We start from the raw sequence: 16201 nt of genomic DNA, 5'->3' as shown, positions 1-16201 counted from the left end.
ACATGGGGGCGGACAATGATGTCCGGTATGCGACGCCCGTTCGTCCGGGTCGTGGTGGGGTTCCTTCTGGTCGCCGGTTCGGTGACGGCCACCGGCGGCGGCGCGGCCGCGAACCAGAACGGCAACGAGCTGGTCGGCGGCTTCGAGATCGACGGCAACTTCTACGAGGGCTTCGACAACACGACGACGGCCACCGGCCCGGACGGCGACCCGATCGACTGGGGCAGCGCCGAGATCTTCCCGGCCCAGGTCGACATTGTGCCCGACCCGCTCGGCGGCACCGACCCGACCGTCTTCGACCAGGGCAGCGCCGAGAACGACCCCGCTACGTGGAACGACGACGGGTCGGCGACCGCGCCCGGCAAGGGCGACATCGGCGACGCCTACCTCTTCGACCGCGTCGTCGACGGCGACCAGTACCTGTTCCTCGGGTGGGAGCGCGGCACCGACAACGGCACGGTCCGCTGGTACGTCGAGCTGAACCAGCTGCCCAACACCGTCAACGGCAACGACACGCCGGTGCCCGACCGCAGCGTCGACGACCTGCGGCTGCGGCTGTTCAACCAGGGCAACCAGCCGCTCGCGCTGGAGGCGATCGAGCGCTGGGACGGCGACAGCTGGGAGGACGCCGGCGACGTCGACGACGTCGCCCTCGCGGTCAACGACTCCACCATCACCACGCCGAGCGCCGTGTCGCCGCTGGGCGCGGAGCAGTTCGTCGAGGTCGGCTTCGACCTCACCGCGCTGCTCGGCCCGTCCGACGACTGCGACTTCGCCGGCTTCTCCTCGCTGTGGATCCGCAGCTCGCCCGGCGCCAGCATGAACTCGGAGCTGAAGGACTACCTCACCGGCCCGGTCGACACCGAGGCCCGGTGTGGCGCGCTCACCATCGAGAAGCACGATCCCGACGGCCAGCCGCTGGGCGGCGCGACGTTCACCGTCGAGCCGAACCCGATCCCTGGCGCGGCCGACCCGGACAGCCTGACCATCACCGACAACGACGCGAACGACGCCGACCCGGCCGACGGCGTCATCGTCATCGACCCGGCCGAGCCCGGCGACTACACGATCACCGAGGCCACGCCGCCGCCCGGCTACATCCAGGACGGTGAGCCGCAGGACGTCACGCTCGAGGAGTTCGGCAGCGCGACGGTCACGTTCGTCAACGGGCTCGGCTCGCTCGCGTGGAGCAAGCTCGACGCCGAGTCCGGCGACCCGGTCTGCTGCGCGACGTTCACCGTCGAGGGCACCGCCGGCGCCGCCGAGGGCGTGTCTCTCACCGTCGTCGACAACGGCGAGAACGACGCCGACCCAGCCGACGGCGCGATCCTGGTCGAGGGCCTGCTGACCGGCACGTACACGGTCACCGAGACGGTGCCGCCGACCGGCTACGACCTGCCCGCCGACCCCGTCCGCGACGGCCTCGTCATCGACTCCGGGAACCCCGACCTCGTCATCGAGGCCGCGTTCGAGGACCCGCGGCTGCCGTCCGAACTGACCGTCCTGAAGCTCGACGCCGACACCCAGGAGCCGCTGGCCGGCGCCACTTTCGAACTGTACCTCGATGACGGCGACGGCGTCATGGACGCGCCGGAGGGCGACACGCTGATCGGCGACTGCACCACCGGCGACGACGGCACCTGCACCATCGGCGACCTCGCCTGGGGCACGTACTACTGGTACGAGACCGCCGCGCCGCCCGGGTACGAGCTGCCCGCCGACCGGTTCAGCGGCATGACCACGATCGAGCGCGACGACGCCGGCACCGAGCTGCCCGTGTCGACGCTGACCGACCGGCAGATCCGCTCGTCCATCGAGATCGTCAAGACCGACGCGACCACCGGCGACGAGCTGGCCGGCGCGACGTTCGTGGTGCGCCGCGACGACGGCGACGGCGTCCTCGAGGACAGCGACCCGGTCGTCGACCCGCCCGGCGAGGTCGTCACCGACGCGACCGGCACGGTCACCGTCGACGGCCTGCTGTTCGGCGACTACTGGGTCGAGGAGACCGCCGCGCCGACCGGCTACGAGCTGCCCGATCCGGCGTTCCAGGGTCCGTTCACCATCGGCCCGGACAACGCCGGCGAGACCGTCACGGTGACGTTCGCGGACCCGCAGGTGCTCACCGACCTGTCCGTGCTCAAGCTGGACGGCGGGTCCGACAGCGCCGAGCCGCTGGCCGGGGCCACCTTCGAGCTATACGTGGACGATCCGGCAGACGGCGTCATGGACGCGCCCGAGGGCGACACCCTCGTCGGCGAGTGCACCACCGGCGACGACGGCCTGTGCACCGTCACCGGCCTCGGCTTCGGGGCGTACTACTGGCTCGAGACCGTCGCGCCGCCCGGCTTCGACCTGCCCGACGACCCGTACAGCGCGTTCGTCGACGTCACCGCCGAGAACGCCGGCACCGAGGTCGAGCCGCTGGCGTTCTACGACCCGCGCAAGCCGGGTGAGCTCGCGGTGCTCAAGGTCGACGACACCGACGACGCGCCGCTGGCCGGCGCCCAGTTCGAGCTGCACGAGGACGACGCGTCCGGCGATGTCGTGGGCAGCTGCACCACCGGCGACGACGGCACCTGCACCGTCGGCGACCTCGACTTCGGCACCTACGTCTGGGTCGAGGTGGCGGCGCCGCAGGGCTACGACCTGCCGGCCGACACCGTCAGCGACCCGATCGTGGTCGACGAGTCCACCGTCGGCGAGGAACCGACGCCGTTCGAGTTCCGCGACCCGCGGCTGCTGTCGGAGCTGTCGGTGCTGAAGGTCGACGCGTTCGACGGGACGGCGCTGGCCGGCGCGGAGTTCGAGCTGCACGAGGACGACGCGTCCGGCGACGTCGTGGGTGGCTGCACCACCGGCGACGACGGCACCTGCACCGTCGGCGACCTCGACTTCGGCACCTACGTGTGGGTCGAGATCACCGCCCCGCAGGGCTACGAGCTGCCGGCCGACCCGGTCAGCGACCCGGTCGTCATCGACGCCTCGAACGCCGGCGGCGACATCACGCAGGTCGTCGCGCACGACCCGCGGCTGCTGTCCGAGCTGGCCGTGCACAAGGTGGCCGAGGACACCGGCGAGTCGCTGCCCGGCGCGGTCTTCGACCTGGTGCTCGCCGACGGCGACGTGGTCGTCGGCACCTGCACCACCGGCGACGACGGCCTGTGCACCGTCGGGAACCTCGACTTCGGCGACTACTACTGGGTCGAGATCACCGCGCCCGACGGCTACCTGCTGCCCGACGACGTCACCAGCGACGTCGTGTCGATCACGGCCGAGAACGCCGGCACCCAGATCGCCGCCGTGACGTTCGTCGACCCGCCGGCCGAGGAGCCGCCGACGCCGACGCCCACCCCGACGCCGACTCCCACGCCGACTCCCAGCCCGTCGCCGTCACCGTCGCCGTCGCCGAGCCCGGAGCACCCGCTGCCCGACACCGGCGCCGGCGGCCCGCTGGGCCTGGTGGCGCTGGTCGCCGCGGCCGGGCTCGCGGTGGGCGCCGCGCTGCGGTGGAGGTCGCGCCGCACCGTCTGACCGCCGCCGGCCCTCGGGATGCATCACCCCCGAGGGCCGGCCCGGCCTAGGCTGGCGGACATGCCGAACCGCTTGCGCGACGCCCGCAGCCCGTACCTGCTGCAGCACGCGGACAACCCGGTCGACTGGCAGGAATGGGGCGACGACGCGTTCGCGGAGGCGCGCCGCCGCGACGTGCCGGTGCTGCTGAGCGTCGGGTACGCCGCCTGCCACTGGTGCCACGTCATGGCGCACGAGTCGTTCGAGGACGAGCGGGTCGCCGCGTACCTCAACGCGCACTTCGTCGCGGTCAAGGTCGACCGCGAGGAGCGGCCCGACGTCGACGCCGTGTACATGGAGTCGGTGCAGGCGCTGACGGGGCAGGGCGGCTGGCCGATGACGGCGTTCCTCACGCCCGACGGCAAGCCGTTCTACGCGGGCACCTACTTCCCGCCGCAGCCGCGGCACGGCCTGCCGTCGTTCAGCCAGCTGCTGCAGGCCGTCGACGAGGCGTGGACGCAGCGGCGCGGCGACGTGACGGAGTCGGCGGAGCGCATCGGCGCGGCGCTCGGCGGGGGAGCGCGGGTCGGTTCCGGCGACGGCCCGCCCACCGCCGACCGGCTCGACGCCGCCGTCGCCCGGCTGGCCGGGGAGTTCGACCCGTCCGCCGGCGGCTTCGGCGGCGCGCCCAAGTTCCCGCCGTCGATGGTGCTGGAGTTCCTGCTGCGCCACCACGCCCGCACCGGCGACGCCCGCGCGCTGTCGATGGTGGAGCAGACCTGCGCGTCGATGGCCGGCGGCGGCCTGTACGACCAGCTCGGCGGCGGGTTCGCCCGCTACAGCGTCGACGCCGGGTGGGTCGTGCCGCACTTCGAGAAGATGCTGTACGACAACGCGCTGCTGCTGCGCGTGTACGCGCACCTGTGGCGCGTGACGGGGTCCGCGGAGGCGGCGCGGGTGGTCCGCGAGACCGCGGAGTTCCTGCTGCGCGAGCTGCGCACGGCCGAGGGCGGCTTCGCCAGCTCGCTGGACGCCGACTCGCCGCCGGTCGAGGGCGCCGCGCCGGTCGAGGGCGCGTTCTACGTGTGGACGCCGGCCCAGCTGCGCGAGGTCCTGGGCGACGACGACGGCGCGTGGGCCGGTGAGCTGTTCGGCGTCACGGAGGCCGGCACGTTCGAGCACGGCGCGTCGACGCTGCGGCTGCCGCGCACGCCGTCGGCCGACGACGCCGCCCGGTGGGCGCGGGTGCGCCGCCAGCTGTTCGACGCGCGGCTGCCGCGGCCCGCGCCGGGCCGCGACGACAAGGTCGTGGCCGCGTGGAACGGGCTGGCCATCGCGGCGTTGGCCGAGGCCGGCGCGCTGTTCGACGAACCGGCCTGGGTGTCCGCCGCCGTCGACTGCGCCGACCTGCTGGTCCGGCTGCACCTCGACGAGCACGGCCGGCTGTTGCGTGTCTCCCGCGACGGCGTCGCCGGGGCGCCCGCCGGGGTGCTGGAGGACTACGCCGACGTCGCCGAGGGGTTCCTCGCGCTGGTCGCGGTCACCGGCGACCCGGTCTGGCTGTCGTTCGCTGAGCAGCTCCTCGACGTCGTCCTGACACAGTTCGCCGACCCCGAGGGCGGCTTCTTCGACACCGGCGCCGACACGACCGACGTCCGGCTGGCCGGGCTGCGCCGTCCGCAGGACCCCACCGACAACGCGACGCCGTCCGGCTGGTCGGCGGCGGCCGGCGCGATGCTCGCGTTCGCGGCGTACACCGGCTCCGACCGGCACCGTTCCGCCGCCGGCGACGCGCTGCGCCTGTACGACGCGCTGGCCGCGCGGGCGCCCCGGTTCGCCGGCTGGGGACTGGCGGTCGCGGAGGCGTGGCTGGCCGGGCCGGCGGAGGTCGCGGTCGTCGGCCCGGCGGACGATCCGCGCACGGCGGCGCTGTACGAGGTGGCGCTGCGGTCCGGGTCGCCCGGAGCCGTGGTGGTCGCCGGCGACCCCGCCGACCCCGCGACGGCCGCCGTGCCGCTGCTGCGCGACCGCACGGTGGTCGGCGGCGCACCGGCCGCGTACGTCTGCCGCGGCTTCGTCTGCGAGCTCCCGGCCACCGACCCCGAGCGGCTCGCCGTCCAGCTCGGCGGGGGCTGAGCGCGGGCCGCCTTCCGCCGCCGGGCGGATGAGAGCACGCTCATCGCCGGTTCATCCGCACGCCACGTGCGGGCTGAACTGTGGTCACCGAGCAGTCGTCTCGACGCCTCGGTGAAAGGTGCCCCCTCCATGACGGTGCAATCGCTGTCCGGCCTCGGACGGGCGCGCGTGGCCCTGTACTCCCACGACGCCCAGGGCCTCGGCCATGTCCGGCGCAACCTCGCCATCGCCGGGGCGCTCGCCCGCATCCGGCCGGCGCCCGACGTCCTGGTGCTCACCGGCGCGCCGGAGGCGTCCGCCCTCACTCGTCCGCCGGGCTGCGACATCGTCGGCCTGCCGGGGATGGCCAAGGACGAGGGCGGCCGGTACCGCTCGCGGCATCTGTCGGTGCCGGTGGGCGAACTGGTCCGGCTCCGGTCCGCGACCATCGACGCGGCGCTGCGGGCGTTCGACCCGGACCTGCTGATCGTCGACCGGCACCCGTGGGGCTTCGGCCGCGAGCTGGTGCCGATCCTCGAGACGCTGGCCGAGCGCAGCCGGGTGGTGCTCGGCCTGCGCGACGTCCTCGACGAGCCGGGCCGGGCGCGGCACGAGTGGGCGCGCGACCACGCATCCGAGGCGATCGAGCGCTGGTACGACCAGATCTGGTACTACGGCGACCCGCGCGTGCACGACGCGACGGCCGACCTCGGGCTGCCGGACCGGCTGGCCGGCATGGTGGTCCCGACGGGGTACCTGGCGCGCGGGCGGCACCGGCGCCCGCACGAGGTGCCGCCCCGGCCGGTCGGCGGCCCGTTCGTGCTCGGCCTGGTCGGCGGCGGCGCCGACGGCTGGGCGCTGGCCCGGGCGTTCGCGACGGCGCCGATGCCGGTCGGTCACGTCGGCGTGCTGGTCACCGGCCCGCGGATGCCGCACCACCGGCAGGCCGAGCTGCGCGCGATCGTGCGGACCCGGCCGGAGCTGCGGGTGTTCGAGTTCGTCGACGAGGTCGAGTCGTGGGTGGAGGGCGCCGACGCCGTCGTCTCGATGGGCGGCTACAACACCGTCTGCGAGGTGATCGCGGCCGGGCCGCCGCTGCTGGTGGTGCCCCGCGTGCGGCCACGGACCGAGCAGCTGGTCCGGGCCGAGCGGCTGGCCGCCGCCGGGCTGCTGGACGTGCTGCACCCGGACCACCTCGACCCGGCCGCGCTGGGCGGGTGGCTGGCCGGCGCGGCCGGCCCGGACGGCGGCCGGTCCGCCGTCCGGCGCCCGGCGTCCACCGTCGACCTGGATGGGCTCGAGCGCATCCCCGCGCTCGCGCTGCCGCTGATCGAGTCCGCGCCCGCCCGCCGTGAGGAGCCCGGCCATGTCGCCTGACCGTCCGCGCATCGGCTACGTGCTGAAGGTCTACCCGCGCTTCTCCGAGACGTTCGTCGTCACCGAGATCCTGGCGCGCGAGGCCCGCGGCACCGAGATCGAGATCTTCTCGCTGCGGCCGCCGGCCGACAGCCGGTTCCACGACACGCTGGCCCGGGTCAGCGCCCCGGTGACCTACGTGCCGCGCGTCCGCCGGCCGGACGAGCTGTGGGCGGCGCTCGCCGCGGCCGCCGCCGAGCTGCCCAGGCTGCCGGAGGCGCTGCCGGAGCTGCTGGCCGCCGACGCCGAGGACGCCGGGCAGGCCGTCGACCTGGCCGTGCGGGTGCGCCGGGCCGGCCTCACCCACCTGCACGCGCACTTCGGCTCGGTGGCGACGACGGTGGCCCGGCTGGCATCGCTGCTGACCGGCGTGCCGTACTCGTTCACCGCGCACGCCAAGGACATCTTCCACGAGTCCGTCGACCCCCGCCGACCTGCGCCGCAAGCTGGCCGGCGCCGCACACGCCGTCACCGTCAGCGACTGGAACGCCGCCTACCTGGCCGACCGCTACGGCGCCGCCGCCGGCCGCGTCCACCGGGTCTACAACGGCCTCGATCTCGACGCGTTCCCGTTCGCGCCGGACGCCGCGGACCGACCGCCGGTCGTCGCCGCCGTCGGCCGCCTGGTCGAGAAGAAGGGCTTCGACGTGCTGCTGGATGCGTGCCGGCTGCTGGCCGACGCCGGGCGGGAGTTCCGCTGCCAGGTCGTCGGCACCGGCCTGCTCGAGGCCGAGCTGCGCGACCGGTCGGCCCGGCTGGGGCTCACCGGTGTCGTGGAGTTCACCGGGCCGTTGCCGCAGCCGCAGGTCCGCGCCGTCGTCCGCTCCGCCGCCGTGCTGGCCGCGCCGTGCGTCGTCGGGACGGACGGCAACCAGGACGGCCTGCCGACGGTGCTGCTGGAGGCCATGGCGCTCGGCACGCCGTGCGTCTCGACCGACGTCGCGGGCATCGGCGAGGTGGTGCGCGACGAGACGACCGGGCTGCTGGTGCCGCAGCGCGAGGCCGGCGCCCTCGCAAGCGCCCTCGCCCGGCTGCTCGACGACACCGCGCTGCGGACCCGGCTGGCCGCGGCCGCGCGCGACCTGGTCGAGAAGGAGTTCGACGCCGTCCGGCAGGCACGTGAGCTGGACGAGCTGCTGGTCACGCCGGAGCCGGTGCCATGAGGGTCGCCTACGTCTGCGCCGACCCCGGCGTGCCGGTGTTCGGGTCGAAGGGCGCGTCGGTGCACGTCACCGAGGTCCTGCGGGTGCTGGTCGGCCTCGGCGCGCGGGTCGACCTGTTCTGCCGGCGCACCGGCGGTGTGGCGCCGCCCGGCCTGAGCGGGGTCCGGGTGCATCGTCTGCCCGCGCCGGTCGCCCGCGACGCCTCCGCCCGCGAGCTCGAGCTGCTCGGCCAGGCCCGGGAGATCGAGGCGGCCGTTCGGGCGGCCGGGCCGTTCGACCTGGTCTACGAGCGGTACTCGCTGTGGAACTCCGCGACCATGGGCTGGGCGCGCTCGGCCGGTGTGCCCGCGGTGCTGGAGGTGAACGCGCCGCTGGTCGACGAGCAGGCGGAGCACCGGACGCTGGTGCACCGCGACGAGGCGTTGTCGGTGCTGCGGGCCGCCGCGATGTGCGCGACCACGGTGAGCTGCGTGACCGAGCCGGTGGCCGACTGGGTCCGGTCCGTCGCCGGGCCGGCGCCGGTCCTGGTGCAGCCCAACGGCGTCGACGTCGACCGGTTCCGGCCCGCGCCCGGGCGGGGCCCGCACCCCTTCACCGTCGGCTTCGTCGGCACCCTCAAGCCGTGGCACGGCGTCGGCGTGCTGGCCCACGCGTTCGCCCTGCTCAGGCACGAGTGCCCGGAGGCCCGGCTGCTCGTCGTGGGCGACGGGCCCGGCGCGCCCGGCCTGCGGGCGTCGCTGGAGGCGTCGGGCTGCGCCGGGTCCGCGGAGCTCACCGGCGCCGTCCCGCCGTCGGCCATCCCCGCCCTGCTGCGCACCATGGACGTCGCGACCGCGCCGTACCCGGCCGACGCCGGCGGGTACTTCTCGCCGCTGAAGGTGTACGAGTACCTCGCCACCGGGCTGCCCGTCATCGCCAGCCGCACCGGGCAGCTGCCGACGGTCGTGCGCGACGGCGTCGACGGCGTCCTGATGCCGCCCGGCGACCCGGCGGCGCTGGCGCGGGAGCTGATCCGGCTGCGGCGCGACCCCGGCCGCCGGCGCCGGCTCGGCCGGGCCGCCCGGGCGGGCGTCGAGCGGCACCAGACCTGGCGCGCCGTGGTGACGCGGACGCTCGCCGCCGCCGGCGTCGGCCTGGACACACCCGGCCGGGCCGTGCCGGAGACCGTGTGATGGCGCCCCGGCGGGCGGACCTGCGCTCGGCGCTGCCCGGGCTGCGCCGCACGCTGCGCTATCTGCGCCCGCACCTGCGGCCGGAACGCTGGCTGCTGGCCGGCGGCTTCGGCTGCCTGCTGGCCGAGGTGGCGTTCCGGCTGATCGAGCCGTGGCCGCTGAAGTACGTCATCGACGCGGTGGTGGCGCCGGCCCCCGACCGGTCCGGGATCGTCACGCTGCTGCTGCTCTGCGCGGTCGCGCTGGTGGCCGCCGCCGGGCTGCGGGCGCTCTCGGCGTACCTCATGACGGTCTGCTTCGCCCTCGCCGGCACCCGCGCGATGACCGCCGTCCGCGCCGACGTCTTCGCCCACGTCCAGCGGCTCTCGCTGCGGTTCCACGGCTCGACCAAGACCGGCGACCTGCTGACCCGGCTGGTCGGCGACGTCGGCCGGCTGCAGGTGGTGGCGGTGACGGCGGCGCTGCCGCTGCTCGGCAACGTGGTCGCGCTGCTGGGGATGACCGCCGTCATGGTGGTGCTGGACTGGCGGCTGGCGCTCATCGTCGTCGCGGCGTTCCCGGTGTTCGTGCTGGCCAGCTCGCGGTCCAGCCGAAAGATCACGTCGGCGGCGCGGCTGCAGCGTCGCCGCGAGGGCGAGCTGGCCGGCACCGCCGGCGAGACGCTCGGCGCCATCACCGTCGTCCAGGCGTACTCGCTGGAGCGGATCCTGCAGCGGGTCTTCGGCGCGGACAACCAGCGGGCGTTGCGCGACGGCGTCAAGGCGTCGCGGCTGGCGGCGGGGCTGGAGCGCAAGACCGACGTCCTGGTCGGTGTCGCGACGGCGGCCGTGCTGCTGGTGGGCGGGATGCGGGTGCTCGACGGCGCGCTGACGCCGGGCGAGCTGGTGGTGTTCGTCAGTTACCTCAAGGGCGCCTTCAAACCGATGCGCGACCTCGCCAAGTACACCGGGCGGCTGGCCAAGGCGGCGGCGTCGGGGGAGCGGATCGTCGACCTGCTCGAGACCGCGCCCGACATCACCGACGCCCCGCACGCCCGGCCCGCGCCCCGGTTCTACGGCGAGCTCCGGTTCGACCACGTCGACCTCGACTACGGCACCGGTGAGCGGGCCCTGCGCGACGTCAGCCTGCGCATCCCGGGCGGCTGCCGGGTCGGGCTGGTCGGCCCGTCCGGGTCGGGGAAGTCGACGCTCGCGGCGCTCGTGCTGCGGCTCTACGACCCCACCGGCGGCACCGTCACGATCGACGGGCACGACCTGCGCGACCTCACGGTGGCCTCGGTGCGCGGGCAGGTCGCCGTCGTGCTGCAGGAGAGCGTCCTGTTCGCGACGTCGGTGCGCGAGAACATCAGGTACGGCCGGCCGGACGCGACGGACGCCGAGGTCGAGGCGGCCGCGCGGGTGGCGCATGCCGACGAGTTCGTCCGCCGGCTCGAGTACGGGTACGACACTGTGCTCGGCGAGCGCGGGACCGGGCTCTCCGGCGGGCAGCGGCAGCGCATCGCCATCGCCCGGGCCGTCCTGCGCGACGCCCGCATCGTCGTCCTCGACGAGGCCGCCACCGGGCTGGACCAGGAGAGCTCCGCCGCCGTCCGCGACGCGATCCGGGCGCTCACCCGCGGCCGGACCACGCTGGTGATCTCGCACGTGCCCGAGGAGGTCGCGGACTGCGACGTCGTCGTGCGGCTGGAGGCCGGGCGGGTGGTCGAGTACCAGCGCCGCACGCTGCCGAGGCGAGGGGAGGTCGTCGATGCTCACCGACGCTGACCGGCTGCTGGCCGGCCGCGACCCGGACGTCCCGGGGCTGGCGGTGCTCCTCGATCCGGACGCGCTGACCGCGTGGCTGCGGTCCCGGTGGCGCGGCCGGCCGGCGCCTGACGCCGTCACCGTCCGGTACCTGCGCTACAAGCCGGGCACCGCGCTGGTGGCCGCGGTCGAGCTGACCTGGCCCGGCGCGACCCGGGCCGGCTTCGTCAAGGCGGTCGCCCCGAGCGCGGCGCCGAAGCTGGCGAAGCTGCGCGGCGCGACGGTCGACGACGGCCGGCTGCTCGCGTTCGGCGCCGCCGCCGACGACCGCCGGCTGCCCGGGCTGGCCAGGCTCGGCCCGGGCGTGCGCACCCTGCGGTACAAGCCCGAGCGCCGGTGGGTCGGCGTCGCCGGCGACCGGGTCGTCAAGGTGCACCGCCCGCCGCTCCCGCCGTCGGTGGTGTCCGACCACCAGGCGGTGCGGGCGGCGGGGCTGCCGGTGCCCGAACTGCTGGCGGCGCGGCCGCGGCACGGGCTGGTCGTGTACCGCTGGGTCGACGGCGAGCCGCTCGACCGGTCTCGCGGCGGGCCGGACGGCGCCACCCACCGGGAGACCGGCGTGCTGCTGCGGCGGCTGCACGACTGCGCGGTCGTGCCGGCCCGGACCCGCCCGCCGCACCGGCTGGAACTGGCCGGAGCGGTGCGGGCGGTCGCGGCGGTGCTGCCGGAGGCCGCGGCGCCGGCCGTGGCGACGGCGCGGGCGATCACCGGGGCGCTGGCCGGCGCGGACCGCCCGGTCGTCCCGGTGCACGGCGACTTCTCCGCCGACCAGGTGATCGCCGGGCCGGGCGGGCTCGCCGTCATCGACCTCGACCGCTTCTGTGCCGACGACCCCGCCGCCGACCTCGCCGGCTGGGCCGCCGCCGAGATCGTCGCCGGCCGGGCCGCTCCGGACGACCGCGCGGCCCCGATCCTCGGCGAGCTGCTCGACGGCTACCGACCGCCGCCCGCCCTGCTGGACCGGCTCGACCCGCTGACCGCCGCGGCGCTGCTGCGCCGGGCCGCCGAACCGTTCCGCACCCGGCAGGCGGACTGGCCCCGGCAGGTGGCGGCGCACGTGCGGCGGGCGCACCGGCTGGTGGCGTCGTGACGGGGCTGTTGTGCCACCCGGACCGGGTCACCCACCCCGTCACCGGCGCCGAGCTGGTATTGCTGCGGGCCTGGCCGCGCCGCGACGGGCACGTCCTGCTGGAGTTCGCGACGCCGTCCGGCGAGCGGCTGGCCGGCCAGTGGTTCGCCGACCCCGTCCGGTGGGCCGAGGTGGCCGCGGCCACCCGCGGCGGCGTCGACGTCCCCGCGCGCGGCGTCGTGCTGCAGCCGGACGGCGCCGACCGGAGGCTGGCCGCGCTGGCCGGGCTGGTGGCGCGGCCGGGCAGCCGGCTGCTGGTGCACCGCCCGGAACGCCGGGCGGTCGTCAGGCTCGACGGCGACGGGGGCCGGTGCTACGCGAAGGTGCTGCGGCCGGGTGCGGACGCGGCGCTGGCCGGGCGGCTGGCCGCGCTGGCGGTCGCGTTGCGCGGGGTCGCCGAGATGCCGCGGCCGCTGGCACTTCCCCTGGGCGACGGCGTCCTGGCGCAGTCCGAGCTGCCCGGGCCGACCCTGTACGAGGCGGCCGCGTCGCCTGATCCGTCGTCCGGCCCGTTGTCCGGTCTGCTGGCCGGGTGGGAGCGGCTGGGCGTGGCGCTGCGGCGGCTGCACGGCACGCCGCCGGGGGCCGTCGCCGTCACCGCCACCCACGACGCCGCCGACGAGGAGGCCGTCACCACGCGCTGGCTGCGGGCCGCGGCCGCGTCCGGGCTGTTGCCGCCCGTCGACGTCGCCGCGCTGCTGATGTCGCTGCGGTCCGGTGCGCCGGGCCCGGCCGGCCTGCTCCACCGCGACCTGCACGACAAGCAGGCGGTCCTGCAGCCCAGCGGCCGGCTCGGGCTGCTCGACCTCGACACCGTCGCGGCCGGAGAGCGCGCCCTCGACGTCGCCAACGTGCTGGTCCACCTCGAGCTGCGGGTCGCCCAGCGGGCGCTGACGCCGTCTCTGGCCCGGTCGGCGCGGGCGGCGTTCCTGGCCGGGCTGGACCCGGACGACGCGACGCTCGCACGGGTGCCGGCGTACGAGCGGGCGACCCGGCTGCGGCTGGCCGGCGTCTACGCGTTCCGGCCGCGTTGGCGGGAGCTGTCGCGGGCGCTATTGGCGGCCGCTTCGCCGTGAGCGGACGCCCCTAGCTGTAGTCGTGTAATGATGTAATCATCGCTACATGAGCAAAGACGACGAGGTCGAGAGGATCCGGGGCTGGCTCACCGGCCGGCTGCCGGACGACTGGTTCGACGGCCCTCTCGAGGTGACCGTCGACCGCGAGGAGATCACGATCGTGGGCCGCATCGCGGCGCCCGGCACCGACGACGTCTCCGACGTCGAGCGCGACGCCGCCGTGACCGGCCGCATCGGCGCGTTCCGCGAGAGCACGCGGGAACGTCGCATCGAGATCGCCCGCGAGCTGGAGCACCGCAGCCGCCGCAAGGTCGCCTGGGGCGTCGACTGCGGCGACCGGCGCGAGTTGTTCACCCGGCTCGCCGCGCCCGTCATGACCCGGCTGCGGCAACCGGAGCGGCAGGTCCTCGACACCCTGGTCGACGCCGGGGTGGCGCGGTCGCGGTCCGAGGCGCTCGCCTGGTGCGTCCGCCTCGTCTCCACGAACGCCGACGAGTGGCTCGCCGACCTGCGTCAGGCGCTCACCCACGTCGAGGAGGTCCGGGCCGCCGGCCCTACCCCGTGACGCGTCAGGTGGCGGCGACGGCGCCCACGCCGAAGGCGGCCAGCCAGATGCCGACGTGGTGGCTGGCGAAGCCGGCCAGTGTGAACGCGTGGAACACCTCGTGGAAGCCGAACCACCGCGGCGACGGGTTGGGGCGCTTGGTGCCGTAGACGATGGCGCCCAGCGTGTACATGAGCCCGCCGACGATGATCAGCGTGACGACCGCCGCGCCGCCGTGCGTGGCGAACTCGGGCAGCCAGAACACCGCCGCCCAGCCGAGCGCCACGTAGATCGGCACGTACAGCCAACGCGGCGCGCCGTCCCAGAACACCCGGAACAGCACGCCGAGCAGCGCGCCCGCCCACACCAGCCACAGCAGCAGCGTGCCGTCGTTCTCGGGCAGGACGAGCAGCGTGAACGGCGTGTACGTGCCGGCGATGATCAGGAAGATGTTGGCGTGGTCGAACCGGCGCAGCACCCCCTGCGCCCGCGGTGACCAGCGGCCGCGATGGTAGACGGCGCTGATGCCGAACAACAGTGCCGCCGTGACGGTGTAGATGGCCGCGCTGACCCGCACCTGGGTGGTCGGCGCCACGATGACCAGCACGACGCCGGCCAGCACCGCCACCGGGAACGTCCCGGCGTGCAGCCAGCCACGCAGCCGTGGCTTCACCGCCGCGACCGCGTCGCGCACCTGCTCGTCGAACGTCATGAACCCCACCGTACCTGTGAATTCACCGCACATCCGGTGCATGAGAGTACTCTCGGGCGGGGAGAAATGACGTTCGGCGAACGGCCACGATGCTGGAGGTGCATCGGTCGATGGGTCTGTCCGACCTGGTCTACCGCATCTACGGAAAGCGCATCAAGCGCCAACTCGACCGCGGCCGCCTGCCGCAGCACGTCGCGGTGCTCATGGACGGCAACCGCCGCTGGGCGCGTGCCCTCAGCGCGCCCACGTCCAGCGGCCATCAGGCCGGCGCCGAGAAGGCGCGCGAGTTCCTCGGCTGGTGCGACGAGCTCGACGTCAACGTCGTCACGCTCTGGATGCTGTCCACGGACAACCTCAACCGGCCCGAGGACGAGCTCGTCCCGCTGCTGGGGATCATCGAGAACCTCATCCAGGACATCGCCGCCACCGGGCGCTGGCGGGTCTACCCCATGGGCGCACTCGACCTCCTGCCGCCGCGCACCGCCACCGTCATCAAAGAGGCCGCTGACCGCACCCGCGACCTCGACGGCATGCACGTCAACGTCGCCGTCGGCTACGGCGGCCGCCGCGAGATCGCCGACGCCGTCCGGGCTCTCCTGCACGAGCACGCCGCGCGCGGGGCTTCGATCGAGGAGGTGGCCGAGGTGGTCACCGTCGAGGGCATCGCCGAACACCTCTACACCAAGGGCCAGCCCGACCCCGACCTCGTCATCCGGGCCAGCGGTGAGCAGCGGCTGTCCGGGTTCATGCTGTGGCAGAGCGCCAACTCGGAGTTCTACTTCTGCGAAGCCCTCTGGCCCGACTTCCGCCGGGTCGACTTCCTCCGGGCGCTCCGGTCGTACAGCGAGCGCGAACGCCGCTACGGCCGCTAGGTTCGCCGGCCCGCCCGCCTTCGCTCTGGCCCGCCGCTCTGCTCGCCGGGGCCGCGCGCCGCGACGGCGACGCCCGCCGTGGCCCGGGCCGTTGTCGCCGTGGGTCGTTCTCTCGCGGTAGGTATGACCCGCCCCTTGAGGGAGAGTGCCCACCCTACGGGCGGGCACTGACACCGTCCGGCCGCTCGCTACGAACGAGTCCCGCGAGCCACGCCCTGCTGTTCGCGGCCCGGCTCCGGTGACGCCGCCGTCCGCCGCCTACCGTCTGCTGCCCTCGCCGTGGCCCGCTGCCGACACCCCGCCGCCGCAACGCCCACCGTGGCCCGGCCGGTTGTCGCCATGCGTCGTTCGCTCGCGGTAGGTATGACCTACCCCTCTGCTGGCGCCGGCCGCACCGCAACGCCCACCGTGGCCCGGGCCGTTGTCGTCGTGGGTCGTTCGCTCGCGGTAGGTATGACCCACCCCTGTGCTGGTGCCGGCCGCACCGCAACGCCCACCGTGGCCCGGCCCGTCGTCGCCGTGCGTCGTTCGCTCGCGGTAGGTATGACCCGCCCCTCGAGGGAGGGTGCCCACCCTACGGGCGGGCACTGACACCGTCCGGCCGCTCGCTACGAACGAGTCCCGCGAGCCACGCCCTGCTGTTCGCGGCCCGGCTCCGGTGACGCCGCCGTCCGCCGCCTACCGCCC

At 75.2% G+C, this 16201-nt stretch carries 12 protein-coding genes; 10 read left to right on the top strand and 2 right to left on the bottom strand.

Going from position 1 to position 16201, the window contains the following annotated elements; all coding sequences use genetic code 11:
* The first annotated feature begins 27 nt into the window (after positions 1–27).
* The 3 genes from BLU82_RS23580 (at position 28) to BLU82_RS23570 (ending at position 7005) form a co-directional block, all read left to right on the top strand.
* Positions 28–3534, top strand: coding sequence for a SpaA isopeptide-forming pilin-related protein (locus tag BLU82_RS23580; RefSeq protein ID WP_092623454.1), 3507 nt, complete (start codon positions 28–30; stop codon positions 3532–3534).
* A gap of 60 nt (positions 3535–3594) precedes the next feature.
* Positions 3595–5649, top strand: a complete 2055-nt coding sequence (locus BLU82_RS23575; protein WP_092623453.1) for a thioredoxin domain-containing protein — start codon at positions 3595–3597, stop codon at positions 5647–5649.
* A gap of 129 nt (positions 5650–5778) precedes the next feature.
* Positions 5779–7005, top strand: a complete 1227-nt coding sequence (locus BLU82_RS23570) for a glycosyltransferase family protein (RefSeq protein WP_092623452.1) — start codon at positions 5779–5781, stop codon at positions 7003–7005.
* Between the two features lie 174 nt (positions 7006–7179).
* Here the strand turns inward: BLU82_RS23570 and BLU82_RS35250 are convergent, their stop codons facing one another.
* Positions 7180–7449 carry a hypothetical protein gene (locus BLU82_RS35250; RefSeq protein ID WP_197682415.1) on the bottom strand — a complete coding sequence of 90 codons (270 nt, stop codon included), beginning with the start codon at positions 7447–7449 and terminating at the stop codon, positions 7180–7182.
* A gap of 29 nt (positions 7450–7478) precedes the next feature.
* Here BLU82_RS35250 and BLU82_RS35245 point away from each other — a divergent pair, with 29 nt between their 5' ends.
* Genes BLU82_RS35245 through BLU82_RS23540 form a run of 6 tightly spaced genes read left to right on the top strand, consistent with a single transcriptional unit; the run spans position 7479 to position 13951 of the window.
* Positions 7479–8207 (top strand): glycosyltransferase, encoded by a 729-nt coding sequence (locus BLU82_RS35245; RefSeq protein ID WP_197683107.1) that lies wholly within the window; start codon positions 7479–7481, stop codon positions 8205–8207.
* Positions 8204–9379, top strand: a complete 1176-nt coding sequence (locus tag BLU82_RS23560) for a glycosyltransferase family 4 protein (RefSeq protein ID WP_092623451.1) — start codon at positions 8204–8206, stop codon at positions 9377–9379. The genes BLU82_RS35245 and BLU82_RS23560 overlap by 4 nt, the downstream gene beginning before the upstream one ends.
* On the top strand, positions 9379–11142 hold the full coding sequence (locus tag BLU82_RS23555) for an ABC transporter ATP-binding protein (RefSeq protein ID WP_092623450.1): 1764 nt from the start codon (positions 9379–9381) through the stop codon (positions 11140–11142). Before BLU82_RS23560 ends, BLU82_RS23555 begins: the two co-directional genes overlap by 1 nt.
* Positions 11126–12271, top strand: a complete 1146-nt coding sequence (locus tag BLU82_RS23550; RefSeq protein ID WP_092623449.1) for a phosphotransferase — start codon at positions 11126–11128, stop codon at positions 12269–12271. Before BLU82_RS23555 ends, BLU82_RS23550 begins: the two co-directional genes overlap by 17 nt.
* A complete protein-coding gene (locus BLU82_RS23545) occupies positions 12268–13386 on the top strand; it encodes a hypothetical protein (RefSeq protein ID WP_092623448.1) in 1119 nt (372 codons plus the stop codon). The genes BLU82_RS23550 and BLU82_RS23545 overlap by 4 nt, the downstream gene beginning before the upstream one ends.
* Positions 13387–13432: 46 nt before the next feature.
* Positions 13433–13951 (top strand): hypothetical protein, encoded by a 519-nt coding sequence (locus tag BLU82_RS23540; protein WP_092623447.1) that lies wholly within the window; start codon positions 13433–13435, stop codon positions 13949–13951.
* A gap of 4 nt (positions 13952–13955) precedes the next feature.
* Here BLU82_RS23540 and BLU82_RS23535 read toward each other — a convergent pair whose 3' ends face one another.
* Positions 13956–14642, bottom strand: a complete 687-nt coding sequence (locus tag BLU82_RS23535; protein ID WP_092626199.1) for a hemolysin III family protein — start codon at positions 14640–14642, stop codon at positions 13956–13958.
* A gap of 110 nt (positions 14643–14752) precedes the next feature.
* On the opposite strand from BLU82_RS23535, the gene BLU82_RS23530 reads away from it, so the two are divergent.
* A complete protein-coding gene (locus BLU82_RS23530) occupies positions 14753–15514 on the top strand; it encodes an isoprenyl transferase (RefSeq protein ID WP_069115408.1) in 762 nt (253 codons plus the stop codon).
* The last annotated feature ends 687 nt before the right edge of the window (positions 15515–16201 follow it).

The sequence above is a fragment of the Jiangella sp. DSM 45060 genome (assembly GCF_900105175.1).
Taxonomy (GTDB): Bacteria; Actinomycetota; Actinomycetes; order Jiangellales; family Jiangellaceae; genus Jiangella.
The sequence above is the reverse complement of the archived record's forward strand: the minus strand, read 5'-3'. Positions and strand labels throughout refer to the sequence as shown.

Bases quoted from the DNA above. Each gene is read 5' to 3' on its own strand.
- BLU82_RS23580 (WP_092623454.1), top strand. From the start codon at position 28: ATGCGACGCCCGTTCGTCCGGGTCGTGGTGGGGTTCCTTCTGGTCGCC.
- BLU82_RS23575 (WP_092623453.1), top strand. From the start codon at position 3,595: ATGCCGAACCGCTTGCGCGACGCCCGCAGCCCGTACCTGCTGCAGCAC.
- BLU82_RS23570 (WP_092623452.1), top strand. From the start codon at position 5,779: ATGACGGTGCAATCGCTGTCCGGCCTCGGACGGGCGCGCGTGGCCCTG.
- BLU82_RS35250 (WP_197682415.1), bottom strand. From the start codon at position 7,449: ATGTCCTTGGCGTGCGCGGTGAACGAGTACGGCACGCCGGTCAGCAGC.
- BLU82_RS23560 (WP_092623451.1), top strand. From the start codon at position 8,204: ATGAGGGTCGCCTACGTCTGCGCCGACCCCGGCGTGCCGGTGTTCGGG.
- BLU82_RS23555 (WP_092623450.1), top strand. From the start codon at position 9,379: ATGGCGCCCCGGCGGGCGGACCTGCGCTCGGCGCTGCCCGGGCTGCGC.
- BLU82_RS23550 (WP_092623449.1), top strand. From the start codon at position 11,126: ATGCTCACCGACGCTGACCGGCTGCTGGCCGGCCGCGACCCGGACGTC.
- BLU82_RS23540 (WP_092623447.1), top strand. From the start codon at position 13,433: ATGAGCAAAGACGACGAGGTCGAGAGGATCCGGGGCTGGCTCACCGGC.
- BLU82_RS23535 (WP_092626199.1), bottom strand. From the start codon at position 14,642: ATGACGTTCGACGAGCAGGTGCGCGACGCGGTCGCGGCGGTGAAGCCA.
- BLU82_RS23530 (WP_069115408.1), top strand. From the start codon at position 14,753: ATGGGTCTGTCCGACCTGGTCTACCGCATCTACGGAAAGCGCATCAAG.